13 protein-coding genes and 2 tRNA genes are annotated in these 13703 nt (G+C 68.7%); 4 read left to right on the plus strand and 11 right to left on the minus strand.

All coding sequences use genetic code 11. From position 1 onward, the window contains the following. Positions 1 to 36: 36 nt before the first annotated feature. Positions 37 to 996 carry an ATP-grasp domain-containing protein gene (locus QE377_RS00080; RefSeq protein WP_307318431.1) on the minus strand — a complete coding sequence of 320 codons (960 nt, stop codon included), beginning with the start codon at positions 994 to 996 and terminating at the stop codon, positions 37 to 39. Next, positions 997 to 2148 (minus strand): alanine racemase, encoded by a 1152-nt coding sequence (alr, locus tag QE377_RS00085; RefSeq protein WP_307318432.1) that lies wholly within the window; start codon positions 2146 to 2148, stop codon positions 997 to 999. A 167-nt stretch (positions 2149 to 2315) separates the two neighbouring features. Here alr and QE377_RS00090 point away from each other — a divergent pair, with 167 nt between their 5' ends. Next, positions 2316 to 2549, plus strand: a complete 234-nt coding sequence (locus QE377_RS00090; protein ID WP_307318434.1) for a histidine ammonia-lyase — start codon at positions 2316 to 2318, stop codon at positions 2547 to 2549. A 17-nt stretch (positions 2550 to 2566) separates the two neighbouring features. Here QE377_RS00090 and QE377_RS00095 read toward each other — a convergent pair. Continuing rightward, positions 2567 to 2640, minus strand: a tRNA-Ile gene (locus QE377_RS00095). Positions 2641 to 2654: 14 nt separating this feature from the next. Continuing rightward, entirely contained in the window at positions 2655 to 3650 is a 996-nt protein-coding gene (locus tag QE377_RS00100; protein ID WP_234072981.1) for a DMT family transporter, read from the minus strand. Positions 3651 to 3694: 44 nt separating this feature from the next. Here QE377_RS00100 and def point away from each other — a divergent pair, with 44 nt between their 5' ends. Then, on the plus strand, positions 3695 to 4261 hold the full coding sequence (def, locus tag QE377_RS00105; protein ID WP_307318436.1) for a peptide deformylase: 567 nt from the start codon (positions 3695 to 3697) through the stop codon (positions 4259 to 4261). A 3-nt stretch (positions 4262 to 4264) separates the two neighbouring features. Here the strand turns inward: def and QE377_RS00110 are convergent, their stop codons facing one another. From QE377_RS00110 to dusB, 6 genes are all read right to left on the minus strand, one after another. Then, positions 4265 to 5683, minus strand: a complete 1419-nt coding sequence (locus tag QE377_RS00110) for a flotillin family protein (protein ID WP_307318438.1) — start codon at positions 5681 to 5683, stop codon at positions 4265 to 4267. Positions 5684 to 5907: 224 nt separating this feature from the next. Next, a tRNA-Asn gene (locus QE377_RS00115) sits at positions 5908 to 5980 on the minus strand. A 52-nt stretch (positions 5981 to 6032) separates the two neighbouring features. Continuing rightward, positions 6033 to 6803 carry an ATP-binding cassette domain-containing protein gene (locus QE377_RS00120; RefSeq protein WP_307318441.1) on the minus strand — a complete coding sequence of 257 codons (771 nt, stop codon included), beginning with the start codon at positions 6801 to 6803 and terminating at the stop codon, positions 6033 to 6035. Between the two features lie 32 nt (positions 6804 to 6835). Next, the gene (dnaG, locus tag QE377_RS00125) at positions 6836 to 8689 is read right to left on the minus strand and encodes a DNA primase (protein ID WP_307318443.1); all 1854 of its coding nucleotides are present in this window, start codon (positions 8687 to 8689) and stop codon (positions 6836 to 6838) included. Then, positions 8689 to 10068 carry a deoxyguanosinetriphosphate triphosphohydrolase gene (locus QE377_RS00130; RefSeq protein ID WP_307318445.1) on the minus strand — a complete coding sequence of 460 codons (1380 nt, stop codon included), beginning with the start codon at positions 10066 to 10068 and terminating at the stop codon, positions 8689 to 8691. Before QE377_RS00130 ends, dnaG begins: the two co-directional genes overlap by 1 nt. Then, on the minus strand, positions 10040 to 11200 hold the full coding sequence (gene dusB / locus QE377_RS00135; RefSeq protein WP_307318448.1) for a tRNA dihydrouridine synthase DusB: 1161 nt from the start codon (positions 11198 to 11200) through the stop codon (positions 10040 to 10042). Before dusB ends, QE377_RS00130 begins: the two co-directional genes overlap by 29 nt. Positions 11201 to 11251: 51 nt before the next feature. Between dusB and QE377_RS00140 the strand changes: the two genes are divergently transcribed. Further along, complete coding sequence (locus QE377_RS00140) at positions 11252 to 11755, plus strand: glutathione peroxidase (RefSeq protein WP_307318451.1); 504 nt, start codon at positions 11252 to 11254, stop codon at positions 11753 to 11755. A 1-nt stretch (position 11756) separates the two neighbouring features. Here QE377_RS00140 and QE377_RS00145 read toward each other — a convergent pair whose 3' ends face one another. After that, positions 11757 to 12431 carry a DsbA family protein gene (locus tag QE377_RS00145; RefSeq protein WP_307318454.1) on the minus strand — a complete coding sequence of 225 codons (675 nt, stop codon included), beginning with the start codon at positions 12429 to 12431 and terminating at the stop codon, positions 11757 to 11759. Positions 12432 to 12598: 167 nt separating this feature from the next. On the opposite strand from QE377_RS00145, the gene QE377_RS00150 reads away from it, so the two are divergent. Beyond that, positions 12599 to 13699 (plus strand): PIG-L family deacetylase, encoded by a 1101-nt coding sequence (locus tag QE377_RS00150; RefSeq protein WP_307318457.1) that lies wholly within the window; start codon positions 12599 to 12601, stop codon positions 13697 to 13699. Positions 13700 to 13703: the final 4 nt, after the last annotated feature.

The raw sequence follows: 13703 nt of genomic DNA on the forward strand, positions 1-13703 counted from the left end.
AGGTACTTCCCCGAGCAGGGGCGACCGGTCAGCCGCTCACCGTGCGACGGCTGCGTCGAGCAGCTGGCCGATCAGAGCCGAGTAACCGAGCCCGACGGCGGCGTACATGCGGGGCACTTGCGAGTGCTCGGTCAGTCCCGGCGTGGTGTTCACCTCGTTGAGCACGACGCCGCGACCGGTGACGAAGAAATCGAAACGTGCGACACCCGCACATCCGAGTGCATCGTAGAGACGCACCGCATCCCGCTCCAGGATCTCCAACTCGTCCGACGTCACGCGGGCGGGGAGGATGAACGGCGCGCTGCCGTCGTACTTCGCGGCGTGGTCGAAAACGGCCCGATCGGCGACGGCGATCTCCAGCGGCTCGCCGACCCGCAGTGCGCCCGAGGGTCCACGGAACACGGCGATGTCCACCTCTCGCCCGGTGATGTAGGGCTCCACCAGCACACTGCTCCCCGCGCAGCGCGCCCGTTCGATCGCAACCGCCAGCTCCGCCGCGTCCGAGACCAGCGACACGCCGTTGCTCGAGCCGCCCGACGTCGGCTTCACCACGAAGGGCGTAGCGAGGGGAACGGTCGGCACCGCGTCACCCGGCTCGATCAGGATTCCCGGTGCCGTCGCCACCCCGAGGGCACCGGCGACGAGCTTCATCGCCCACTTGTCCATCGCCAAGGCACCCGCCCGCACCGGCGAACCCGCGAACGGGACACCCAGCATCGTGAGAAGGCCGGCGATCGCACCATCCTCGCCGTTCACCCCGTGCAGGACCGGGAAGACGACGTCGCAGCCGTCGAGCAGGCGCACGGCATCGGTGGGCGCGAGCGGCCCGTCGACTGACCGCCACTGCCCACCGCGCTCGATGGACAGCTCGCATACCTCGTCGCCGAGCTCACGCGCCGCACGCGCCACCGAGGCCGCCGACGCGAGCGACACATCGTGCTCGTCGTTCGCTCCGCCACCGATGACCACGACCCTTCGCTGCCGGAATGTCGTCATTCAGGGATCCTTCCGATGTGTTCTGCGATGCACACGAGAGACGCGTACACCGATTCGGGTGACGATCTCGTGGTCGATGGTCTCCGACCATCTCGCCCAGTCAGCCACGGTGGGCTCTCCCTGGTCGCCGGGCCCGAAGACCGTCACGGGCTCCCCTGGGGTCAGAAAGTCGTCGCCGGTGTCGATGACCGCCATGTCCATGGAGATCAGGCCGACGATCCGACGACGGCGACCCCGCACGAGGACCTCCGCCCGGTGGGAGGCCGCGCGCGGCAACCCGTCCGCATAACCCAGCGGAAGCAGGGCCAGGTGGGTGGGACGGTCCGTGGTGAAGGAGGCGCCGTAACCGACGCTCACCTGCGCACCGACCCGACGCGCGCTGATGACCGGCGCGCGCAGGGAGAGAGCGAAGCGCAGCTCGCTCGAGGTCCGCGAAGGGTCGATCCCGTACAGGCCCGCTCCGATGCGATGGAGGTCGTGATCACCGCCGGCCCCCGTGATCGTGGCCGCCGTCGCCGCGAGATGCGTGACGGATGGCGCGAGCCCTCGATGGCGAGCGCTTCGAACGGCCGCATCGAAGCGCAGCCGCTCGCAGAGGTTCTGCGGGTCGTCCGGGCGGTCGGCGCAGGACATGTGCCCCATGATCCCGACGATCTGCACATGCCCCTGCCGCTCCGCCATCCGGGCGAGTTCGCACAGGCTCCGCCACTCGGATGCGGGCGCGCCGTCACGGCTCATGCCCAGATCGGCATGCAGGTGAAGTCGTGCCGGGTGACCGCAGCGAAGCGCGGCTCGGACGATCGCGTGCAGCGATTCCGCACCGGACACGCCGAGGTCTATGCGCTCCGATACGGCCGACGCGAAGTCGGCATCGACCGGATTCAGCCAACTCAGGATCGGGACGTCGAGACCGTTGCGCCGAAGCGTGAGTCCTTCGTCGAGCGACGCGACTCCGAACGCGGTAGCCCCCTCTTCGATCACCGCTGATGCGACGGGACCATGACCGAATGCGTCTGCCTTCAACACCGCCATCAGGCGGCTCCGCGTGAGACGGGAGAAGTACCGCACGTTGGCTCGGATCGCGTCCTCGTCCACGCGCAGCTCCGGGGCCGACATGACCGCATCAGTGCGGGGGTCTGAGGCGTTCGACACAATCAGAGTCAATCCATGCGCTCGTCACAGCGTCGTATGCAGTTCTCGATACGTTCGCGATACACACGGTCTGTGGAACTCACCAACGCTCGGCGACGCCCCTCCTCTAGGGTGATGACCATCTCGAACCCGACCGTGCCGGTCGGTCATGGAGCGAAGGGAACCTCATGGGCGTCACATTCCCGTCGGGATCGATCACGGTGAGGACCGCAGCAGACGAGGTCGTGATCCTGCACATCTGCGATGTGTGCGGCGCCGTCGTCGCGGAAGCAGAGGACACCGATCTGGCATTGCACAAGCGCTGGCACAGGATGACCGGCTCCCGAAACTGGATCGACCCGTCGACCGGCCTCCTCCACGGCTCCGGCAACACCGCCTCGCCGGGCGGGTCGCCGAGGTGAACCCTCGATGAGGTGAGTAGGGCGGGTGGGACTTGAACCCACGATCGTCGGGTTATGAGCCCGCTGCCTTGACCAGCTTGGCCACCGCCCCCTGTGCTGAAAAGCCTATCGCGGCGGCGCGGTGTCTCCGCGGCTGCCTCGCTGCAGGGGCAGCTCCTGACTGTCGCTGATGACCTGCGGGTGGTTGCGGGTCAGAGAGAACACGCCGTAGACCGCGATGAGACCGGCCACGACGAAGCCCGCGATCGCCCAGGCGCCCGCGGTCGCCGCCTCCTGGAGGATGACGAGACCGATCACGACGGCGACGATGGGATCGATGACCGTGAGCCCCGCGATGACGAGGTCAGGCGGGCCCACGGAGTAGGCGGTCTGCACGAAGTACGCGCCGAGCGTCACGGCGACCAGCAGCCCCACGATGCACAGGATCGAAAGCCAGCCGAAGTCGCCCTCCTGGATGTTCTTGATCACGACTTTGGCAAGGGTGGCGACGAACGCGTAGAGCACCCCCGCCGCGACGATGTAGAAGAGCGGACGAGCGTGCTTGCGCATCCACAGCCACCAAGAGAGGGCGGTGAGCACGACCACCACCGCGAGCAGTCCGAGGATCGTCAGGAGCTCCGACTGGGAGATCGGCTGTTCCGTCGCGACGAACGCGGCGATCGTGACGAAGATGAGGATGCCGCCGACACACGCGATGATCGAACGCACCGACGCCTTCGTCGGTTTGTGTCCGGAGATCCTCGCATTCAGCAGCGTCGTGATCACGAGCGACACCGCCCCGAGAGGCTGCACCAGGATCAGGGGTGCGAAGGCGAGAGCCGTCAGCTGACAGGTGATGCCCAAGCCGAGCATCACCGTTCCGGCGACCCAGGACGGCCGCCTCAAGAGCTGAAGGAGCTGTCCTCCGCTGAGCCCGCTCGCGCCCGACGCGTTCGCGAGCCGTTCGACCTTGACCACACCACGGTGCTGGTACTGCGCACCGAGCGACATGAACACCGCGCCGAGCAAGGCGATCGGGATGCCGATGAGGATGCCCGGGTCACGGAACACGCCGACGAGGTCGTTGGCGACATCGTTCAGGATCACTTCCGCTGGGAGCACCCTATGACCCTAACCTCCGGCGTGCGCTGGGTAGGCTCAGACACGTGGCTGTCCTTCCGATTCGCATCATGGGCGATCCCGTCCTCCACTCCCCCGCCGCCCCCGTCGAGGAGGTGACCGACGAGATCCGCACCCTGGTCGCCGACATGTACGAGACCATGGATGCGGCTCCCGGCGTCGGCCTGGCCGCACCCCAGGTCGGTGTCGGCCTGCGCATCTTCACCTACACCTACCAGGACGACGAGGGCGCCCAGTGGCGGGGCGAGATCATCAACCCCGAGTTGTGGATGACGCCGCTCATCCCCGGGGATCCGGACGAAGACGAAGAATCCGAGGGCTGCCTCTCGTTTCCCGGCGAACGCTTTCCGCTGCGCCGCTCGGAGCGGGTACGCGTGACCGGAACCGACCTCGAAGGCCGTCCGGTGTCCATCGAAGTCGAGGGCTGGCGAGCCCGCATCCTGCAGCACGAGTTCGATCACCTCGACGGTGTTCTGTACGTCGATCGCCTCAGCGACGCGGACTGGAAGACGACGCAGAAGATCGCCCGCAAGCGCGGATGGGGACGCCCGGGAGCGTCCTGGCTCCCGGGCGTCGACGACCTCGAGGGCTGAGGCTCACGCCCCTTCGGGTGTCGTGTCGGCGGCCGGAGCCGCTGCCGGCGGTGCGGGCGGGGTGTGCTGACCCTGCGGCGCCGCGGCCTGCAGCTGCTCTCCCATCGCCTGACCGACGACGCGGCCCTGGATGATCTCCGCAAGGTCGAGGCCGGTCGCCACCTTGACCGCGTCGAAGGTGGCGCGAAGACCCTGCGCGGACTCGGCCGCGAGGTGACTGCTGGCGCCCTCTCCGCCGAGGACGGTGACGGAACCCACCTTGTCGTAGCCCTTCGCGAACTCGGCCATCATCGGCACGAGTGCTTCGAGAGCGCGCTGCGCGAGCAGAGCCTGCTGGTTGCGGCTGAGCGCCTCGGCTTCCGCCTGGATCGCCGCAGCGCGCGCCTCACCCTCGGCACGAACGGCGTCGGCCTCGGCGTTCGCACGCAGCCGCGTGGCGGCCGCATCCTGCTCCGCGATCTGCGCCTGCGCCTGCGCCGCCTTCACCTTGGCGTACGCGTCGGCATCGGCCGCGCGCTCACGCTCGTAGAGGTTGGCGTCGGCGACCTTCTTGATGTCGGCATCGAGGCGCGCCTGCTTGTTCTCGGCCTCCTGGAGCAGAACCGCCTGCTGACGCTCTGCCCGGGCGAGGGCCTCGGCCTGCTCGGCCTCGGCGTTGGCCCGCCCGACCTCGGCCTGCGCTGCTGCCGTGTTCTTGTCGAGCGCCGTCTGCTCGATCAGGTTCGCCTCCTGGGTGGCGATCTGACGCGCCCGGATCTCGCGCTCCGCGTTGATCTTGGCGACCTCCGCCTCGCGCTTCACGCGCTCGACCTCGGTCGCGCCGAGAGCGGAGATGTAGCCGTTCTGATCGGTGATGCCCTGGATCTGGAACGAGTCGAGGATCAACCCCTGCGACGACAGATCGCTCTTGATGCCTTCGGCGATCTGGTCCGACAGACGCTGCCGATCGCGCATGAGCTCCTCCACCGTCAACGTCGCGACGACACCGCGGAGCGCGCCCTCGAGCTGTTCGGTCGTGAACTGTTCGATGGCCTTGTCCTGCGAGGCGAAGCGCTCGGCCGCGCGGCGGACGGATTCGGGGTCGGAGCCGATCTTGACGAGCGCGACACCGCTCACGTTGACGGTGACGCCGTTGGAGGACTGCGCCGTCGGCTCCATCTTGATCTGGCGGGCACGGAGCGAGATCATCTCGCCGCGCTGGGTCAGCGGGTTCACGATCGCCCCGCCGCCGGTGATCACCGTGATGCGCGAGTCCCCGCTGGTGCTGCGCTGCTTCTTACCGACGATCACGAGAGCCTCGTCGGCCTTTGCCACCCGGTACCAGGCGCGGATGAGGATCAGCACGACGACCAGAACGACGACCAGCACGATTCCGCCGACGATGGCCAGCAGCCCCATTGCTCCGAGTGCGGCGATATCCATGTGCATCCTTCCGGTCGCGGCGACGGACGCCTCACCCCGAAGCGTCTCCCCCCTCACCCTATCCAGCGGCTATGTCGGTGCCGAGCCGGTTGTGGACGAACACGGGGACCGTGCACGCAGGCGCTCGCCATGGTCTCCGGGGCACCGAAGAGCGCATGAAAAAAGACCCGGGGTGGAAGCCCGGGTCTCAGGTGAGAGCTGCGGTAGATAACGCAGTACTCTCGCTCCCCGGCTTGGACTCGAACCAAGAACCTATCGGTTAACAGCCGATTGCTCTGCCAATTGAGCTACCGAGGAATGCTGTCCTTCTCGCGAAGGCAACCCGACTATCGTAGCAAACTCCGCGGGCTCACGACGACACGAGACGACGATCGGCCGACGACGAAGGCGTCCACTGCATCTGCTTCACGCCGTGTCCGAATCCCACCGCGTGCCCCGCCTGCATGACGAGCACGTCGGCGTCGAAACTCGCGAGCGTCTCCGCTTCATTGGCCACGAGGAGCAGCGAGGTACCCCGTTCCCGGCGCCGCGTCTCGAAAGCGGTCCGCACCAGCTCCCGTCCCTCGACGTCAAGGTTCGCCATGGGCTCGTCGGCAACCACCAGGCGGGGATCGAGCACGAGTGCTCGGGCGATCGCGACACGTTGACGCATCCCCGAGCTCAGCTCGTACGGGAACTTGGAGGCCGCGCCGATGCTGAGTCCGAGCTCGTCGAGGAGCGTCACCACCCGCAGCTCGAGAGCACGGGCGTTCACCCGCCGCGCACGGCTCGTCACCGGCTCCGCCACGATCTCGGCCACCGTCAGCCGGGGCGGGAGCTGGGCACCGTCCTGCTGGCCGAGGTAGCCCGCGAAGACCGGAAGGGCGCGACGACGGCGACCGCCGTGCCGCACCGACACCCCTTCGACCACGGCATCGCCGCCGACGACGTGGACGCCCTCATCCGCCTGCCCGGCCAGGACGGCCGCGAGCGTCGACTTCCCGGAACCCGTCGAACCGACCAGGATGAGGGCGGCTCCGCGCTCCAGGCGGAAGGAGATGCCGTCGATCACACGCTCGTCGCTGCCGGCATGAGCGAGTGAGATGTCGCTGCAATCGATGCTGTGCGCGGCCTGATCCATGCAGTCATCCTGCACGCTGAGCGTCTGAACCGCTACTGATCGAGGGTCAGGCGCAGTCGCGCCGCATCCAGTTCGCGCAGGCGCAGCCGGACCTCGCGCCCCTCCGGCGAGTCGGGGGCGAGCCGCTGGATGTCTCCGACCAGCTCCTGCTTCTGCCGGTCGATGGCACGCAACCGGATGCGCAGGGCCAGATCTCGCGCCGAGATCACCGCGTGCTCCTCGTCGCGCGCCGGGAACTCGCCGGTCAGCAACTCGGCGGCCAGCGAGCGGAAAGGCTCCCTCACGGCGTCGACGGCCGCCGCCGCCCATCCGGGACGAGAGTGGTCCGGGACCGCGGCGATGCTCGACCGCACCGCCTCGAGTGCCGGATGCTGGAACGTCTCATCCAGGGCCGCCCGCAGCTCTGCCGGGTCGAGGCGGTGCCCGTACTGCAGGAATCCCATCACCGCGTCGCGCTCCAGATCGGCCGAGCGGGGCAGCGAGGCGAGTGTGACGCGCATGGCCGTCGGTTGCGGGGCGTCGGGCGCGGCCACCGGAGCGGCCGCGGGCTCCGGCGCGCCCGCGGCGCGCGCCCGCTGGCGGGCCACCTCGCGATGGACGTCCTTCAGGTCTTCGCCGAGTCGGCGCGCGAGGACGTGCTCGTAGCGCCGGCGAAGCGGCTCATCACGGATCTCGGCCAGCAGGGGGGCGGCGAGGTTCAGACCCGCGAGTCGACCCTCGACCGTGCGCAGGTCGAGGCCGGCGAGTCGCTGGTCGATGACGAACTCGAACATCGGGACCTTGGTGTCCATCAGGGCGCGCACCGCGCCGTCACCGCGAGCCAGCCGCAGATCGCACGGATCGAGATCCGCGGGCCCCACGGCCACGAAGCTCTGCACGTTGGCGGTGCGGGTCTCGGCGAATGCCCGCACCGCGGCCTTCTGGCCCGCCGCATCCGGATCGAAGGTGAAGACGATCTCGGCGGCCGCGTCGTCGCCCATGATGCGGCGCAGCACCTTCATATGGTCGCCGCCGAACGCCGTGCCACAGGTCGCAACCGCGGTGGTGAGGCCAGCCAGGTGGCACGCCATGACGTCGGTGTAACCCTCGACGACGATGACCCGACGTTTCTCGCCGCGGGCCATGTCGCGCTTAGCGAGGTCGATGCCGTACAGAACCTGCGACTTGCGATAGATCGGCGTCTCGGGCGTGTTGAGGTACTTCGGCCCCTTATCGTCCTCGAGCAGGCGTCGCGCACCGAAGCCGAGCACCTGACCGGTGACATCACGGATGGGCCAGACGACGCGACCGCGGAACCTGTCGTAGACGCCGCGCTGCCCCTGCGAGACGAGGCCCGCCGTGAGCAGTTCCTCCTTGGTGAAGCCCTTCGCCAGCAGTGCGTCGAGCATCCCGGACCACCCCGGCGGCGCGAAGCCCACCCCGAAATGCGCCGCCGCGCCGGCGTCGAAGCCCCGCTCACCGAGGAAACGACGCCCCACCTCCGCCTCGGGGGTCAGCAACTGCGCACGGAAGAACTCGGCCGCCGCGGCATTCGCCGCGTACAGGCGCGCGCGTCCGGACGTCTCGGGCGCCGCCCCGCCCTCCTCGTAGTGCAAGGTGTAGCCGATGCGGCCGGCGAGGCGCTCGACCGCCTCGGTGAAGGTCAGGTGGTCCATGCGCCGCAGGAACGTGTACACGTCGCCGGACTCGCCGCATCCGAAGCAGTGGTAGAAGCCCACCTGCGGTCGCACGTGGAAGCTGGGGCTCTTCTCGTCGTGGAACGGACACAGCCCCTTGAGGGAGCCGACGCCGGCGGACTTGAGCGCGACGCGCTCCCCCACGATGTCGGCGATGTTCGTGCGGGCCTTCACCTCCTCGACGTCGGCTTGCGCGATGCGCCCCGGCATCAGAGCCCCTCGAGGGGCTCGGGCAGGGCGTACAGGGATCGAGCGATGGTTCGCCCTCCCGGCATCCAGACGTCGAGGGTCTCGGTGTCGATCTCGCCCACGAGGCGGTGGTGCCAGCCCAGCGCGAAGCGATCGGTGAGACTCGCGACCTGATCGACGACCACGCGCCGTCGTGCGCTGTCGGACTCCGCACGGGCGAAGTCCTCCGCGTGCAGGGCGTCGAGGTGCTCGGGCGCCTCCCACAGGGCGGTCGCGAGCCGCTTCAGCAGTCGGCGCTGCTCGCGGTAGAGCTCCTTCCGCCCCTCGATCGTCACCACAAACGCTCCGATCGTGCCTTTGAGCACCGCCATCTCGGCTTCCACGACGCGCGGCACGACAACGTGGCCGTTGTACCGCGTGAGGGCGGGTGCGTCGTACGCCTCGCGCGTCGCCGCGGTCGCGGCGCGGGCGAAGCGGCCGATCAGGTCGGAGGTGAGGTTCTTCAGCCTCGCGTGCGCCGCCCGGGTGCCGTCGAAGGACGCGATCCACTCGGGCAGGCTGGTCAGGCGGTAGAGCGCGTCGTCGAGCTCGTCGCGCGTGAAGTCGTAGCCGACCCAGGTCTGGATGGCGCTCAGCAGCGCCGCGTGCTGGCGCGGGTCCGAGAGGCGCCCGGGGTCGAGGTAACCGTTGATGACGGCGTCCTCGAAGTCGTGCACCGAGTAGGCGATGTCGTCCGAGAGGTCCATGACCTCGGCCTCGATGCACCGCACCCGTCCCGGCGCGCCCTGGCGCATCCAGCGGAAGACCGGTTCGTCGTCCGGGTAGACGCCGAACTTCAGCCGCCCACCCGGATCGGGCACGGGGCTGTCGATGGTCCACGGGTACTTGCAGGTCGCGTCGAGGCTGGCACGCGTCAGGTTGAGCCCGTAGCTGCGGCCGTCGTCCGAGATCACCTTCGACTCGAGCCGGGTCAGGATGCGGAGGGTCTGGGCATTGCCTTCGAAACCTCCGATGTCCTCGGCCCAGTCGTTGAGCGCACGCTCGCCGTTGTGCCCGAACGGTGGATGACCGAGATCGTGGCTCAGACACGCCGTGTCCACCACGTCCGGCGCCAGCTGAAGCGCGGTGGCCAGCTCGCGCCCCACCTGCGCGACCTCGAGCGAGTGCGTCAACCGGTTGCGCGCGAAATCGGCCGGGCTCGCGGGAGAGAGCACCTGCGTCTTGGCCGCCAGTCGGCGCAGCGAGGCGGAGTGGAGGACCCGCGCGCGATCGCGGGCGAAGTCGTCGCGCTGCGAGCGGTGCTGCTCGGCGAAGAAGCGTTCGGCGTCTGTCGCCTCATACCCGTCGGGGCGCGTCCCCGTCACGGAGTGTTCAGCCGCCACTGTGGTCGAGCTCCGCATCCGCCAGTGCGCCGGCGGCGTCGGTCGCCAGCTCTCGGCTGTCGAGCCAGCCCTCGGGAAGCGCCGGGCGCTTCGGGGTCCCCGCCCGGCCGCGCTGCCCTTCCGCCGCCTCGCCCGGGTACGGCGCATCTAGCTCCAGCGTGCCGAGGAGGTCATCGATCTCCTGCAGCGAGGATGCCGTCGCCAGGCGCGCCCGGATGTCGCCGCCCACGGGATACCCCTTGAAGTACCAGGCCACGTGCTTGCGGATATCCCGGCATCCGCGATCCTCGTCCTCGAAGAACTCCACGAGCAGCTCCGCGTGTCGGCGGAAGGCCGCCGCCACGAAGCCGAGCGTCGCATCGACGGGCTGCGTACCCGCACCGCCGCCGAACGCGCGGGCCAGGTCGCCGAAGAGCCACGGACGCCCGAGGCAGCCGCGCCCCACCACGACACCGTCGCAGCCGGTCTGCTCGACCATGCGCACGGCGTCCTCCGCCGACCAGATGTCGCCGTTGCCCAGCACCGGAACGCTCGTGATGGTCTGCTTCAACGTCCCGATCGCGTCCCAGTCGGCGTTGCCCGAGTAGAACTGCGACGCGGTGCGCGCGTGCAGCGCGATCGCCGCGACACCCGCGTCCTCCGCGATACGGGCGGCATCGAGATAGGTGAGGTGATCGTCGTCGATGCCTTTGCGCATCTTCACGGTCACGGGGATGTCGCCCGCACCGCGCACGGCCGCGCGAACGATGTCGCCGAACAGTCCGCTCTTCCACGGCAGTGCCGCTCCCCCGCCCTTACGGGTGACTTTGGGGACGGGACAGCCGAAATTCAAGTCGATGTGGTCGGCGCGGTCCTCGTCTGCAAGCAGGCGCGCGGCCGCTCCCACCGTCGCCGGGTCCACGCCGTAGAGCTGCACCGAGCGCGGCGTCTCGGACTCGTGATGGCGGATGAGGCGCATGGTCGTGTCGTTGCGCTCCACCAGGGCGCGCGAGGTGATCATCTCGCTCACGTAGAGGCCTGCGCCGTACTCGCGGCACAACCGGCGGAACGCCGTATTCGTGATGCCCGCCATGGGCGCGAGAACCACCGGCACCTCGACCTCGATGGGGCCGAGCCGCAGGGGGCGCGCGGGGGCGATTGTCGTGGTCACCAGATCATTCTCCCAGACCGAGGGACCGCGCGGCGGCGTACTGTAAGGCTCATGAGCGCGACCACTGCCGAAGACCTCCGCAGCATCCCCTTCACCGCCGCAGACGGCAGCCAGAAGACCCTTGCCGAGTACGGACAGAACGTCCTCATGATCGTGAACGTCGCCTCCCGCTGCGGGCTCGCCCCGCAGTACGAGCAGCTCGAGGAGCTGCAGCGCACCTATGGCGAGCGGGGATTCACCGTCCTCGGATTCCCCTGCAACCAGTTCATGGGCCAGGAACCGGGATCCGTCGAGGAGATCCTCGAGTACTGCTCGACGACATGGGGCGTGACGTTCCCGGTGAACGACAAGGTGAAGGTCAACGGCCCAGGCGCCGCTCCCCTGTACAAGGCGCTCAAGCGAGCGAAGGACGAGGAGGGCAAGCACGGCCCCATCCTCTGGAACTTCGAGAAGTTCGTGCTCACCCCGGCCGGAGACGTGCACCGGTTCCGCCCGACCACGAAGCCCGACGATCCGGCGATCGTCGAGGTCATCGAGCGGAACCTGCCCGCCTGAGTCAGGCCGTCTCGGCGCCCTGCCGCTCGGCCCAGACCTGACGGGCGATCTGCGCGAACGCCTCAGGCGGCTGCGCCCCGCTCACTCCGTAGCGCTCGTCGATCACGAAGAACGGTACGGCGTTGATCCCGTACGCCGTCGCCTGCGCCTTGTCGGCTTCGACGGCATCCAGGTACCGGTTGCTCTGCAGCGCCTCACGCGCCGCATCCGCATCCAATCCGACCTCCGCGGCCAGTGCGACGAGATCATCCACACGACCCACGTGGTGCCCTTCTACGAAGTAGGCGGCCATCAGACGCTCGGTCATCTCCCGCTGCAGCCCCTGCTCCTTCGCGAAGTGCAGCAGCTGATGAGCGAGCACCGTGTTCGTGTGCTGCAGCTTCTCGAAGTGGTAATCCAGACCGGCCTCGGCCGCCACGCCCGTGACGCGGTCCAGCATCTGCCGAACCTGCTCGTGCGGCATCCCCTTGTACTCCGCGAGGAAGTCGACCTCGTTGCCATGGAAATCGACGGGCGTATCGGGCGAAAGCTCGTACGAGTGGAAGGTCACCTCCACCCGCGGGGCATCCTCGTCATCCGCGGTGGCCTTCAGTCCGGCCTCGAGATTGCGCTTTCCGATGTAACACCACGGGCACGCGATGTCACTCCACACGTCGATACGAATCGGGTCAGTCATGACGTAAGCAACGGCGGCACGGCTCCCGCTATTCCGCTGGCCCGCGAGCGGGAGCGATGAACGCTGAGAAGGTGCGAAGAATGACCGTGCGAGGGGGGCGCGCTGTGCGAGACTTCTGGGGGCTGCCGTGGGGGTATGCCGGCACCTGAGCAACATGGGGAAAGCACGTGGGAACCCGAACCCCGGCGCGTGACGCGCGCCACGCACGACAGCGGCGACGCCGCACCGTCATCTGGGTGAGCTCGCTCATCGCCGTCCTGGCAGTGGGAGTCACGACGGCAGCGGCCGTGGTACTGCCGCAACTGCCGCCGTCCTTCCCGTTCGCTGCAGAGCCGACGCCGACTTCGTCGCCGTCGGTGGTCCACTCACCGGATCCCGCGCCGTTGCCCACTCCGGTACAGACGCCCGACATCCCGCCACCTCCCCCGGCGCCCGTCTCCCCACTCGCTCTCGGGTGCGACACGACGACCGTGATGTCGGTGTGGGCGCACCAGGACGACGACCTGATCTTCGCGAATCCCTCGCTGCAGGAGGCCGTGAGTAATGGCGAATGCGTGCGCACGCTGTACCTGACCGCCGGTGACGCCGGGAAGGGAACGAACTACTCGCGCTCACGCGAGCTGGGCATCCTGCGCGCGTACAACACGATGCGCGGCGCGCAGGCCTTCTGGGACGAGACCAGCGTCACCACGCTCTCGGGAGCGCACGTGACGATGTTCTCCCGACAGGGAGACCCCAAGTTGACCGTCGCGTTCCTCCGACTCCCCGACGGCGGCCTCGACGCGGGCGGGTTCGTGGCCACCGGTCACGGGAGTATCCCGAAGCTCGAGTCCGGCGCAATTCCCGCGCTCGCCCCCATCGACGGTGGACCGCCGCTCACCGCCGCCGTGCTGCAGCAGACCGTGGCCGAGGCGATCTCGGCGTGGGCTCCCACCCGGCTCTTCACCCACGTGCCCGCAAACTCGCCCCTGACCCAGGGCGACCATCCGGACCACGGCGCGACCGGTGCGATCGTACGGGCGGCGGCACAGAGCGTCGGATACCCCACGGACGCCATCCGGTACTTCGTCGGATATCCGTCGCAGAATCTGCCCGTCAACCTCAGCGGCGACGCCCTCAACCGCAAGGTCGACACGTACCGCGTGTACGCGAAGGAGGACCCGGTGATCGCCTGTGCCGACAACACCGCCTGCCTCGCTCGGAAGGGATTCGGCGCCTGGCTGCAGCGTTCCTATCCGAAGACGGATGCGGAACTCGGTATCGGCTGAGCCC

This window comes from Microbacterium sp. SORGH_AS_0862, assembly GCF_030818795.1.
Classification (GTDB): Bacteria; Actinomycetota; Actinomycetes; order Actinomycetales; family Microbacteriaceae; genus Microbacterium.

Bases quoted from the DNA above. Each gene is read 5' to 3' on its own strand.
- QE377_RS00080 (WP_307318431.1), bottom strand. From the start codon at position 996: ATGACGACATTCCGGCAGCGAAGGGTCGTGGTCATCGGTGGCGGAGCG.
- QE377_RS00090 (WP_307318434.1), top strand. From the start codon at position 2,316: ATGGGCGTCACATTCCCGTCGGGATCGATCACGGTGAGGACCGCAGCA.
- QE377_RS00110 (WP_307318438.1), bottom strand. From the start codon at position 5,683: ATGGATATCGCCGCACTCGGAGCAATGGGGCTGCTGGCCATCGTCGGC.
- QE377_RS00120 (WP_307318441.1), bottom strand. From the start codon at position 6,803: ATGGATCAGGCCGCGCACAGCATCGATTGCAGCGACATCTCACTCGCT.
- dnaG (WP_307318443.1), bottom strand. From the start codon at position 8,689: ATGCCGGGGCGCATCGCGCAAGCCGACGTCGAGGAGGTGAAGGCCCGC.
- QE377_RS00130 (WP_307318445.1), bottom strand. From the start codon at position 10,068: ATGCGGAGCTCGACCACAGTGGCGGCTGAACACTCCGTGACGGGGACG.
- QE377_RS00140 (WP_307318451.1), top strand. From the start codon at position 11,252: ATGAGCGCGACCACTGCCGAAGACCTCCGCAGCATCCCCTTCACCGCC.
- QE377_RS00145 (WP_307318454.1), bottom strand. From the start codon at position 12,431: ATGACTGACCCGATTCGTATCGACGTGTGGAGTGACATCGCGTGCCCG.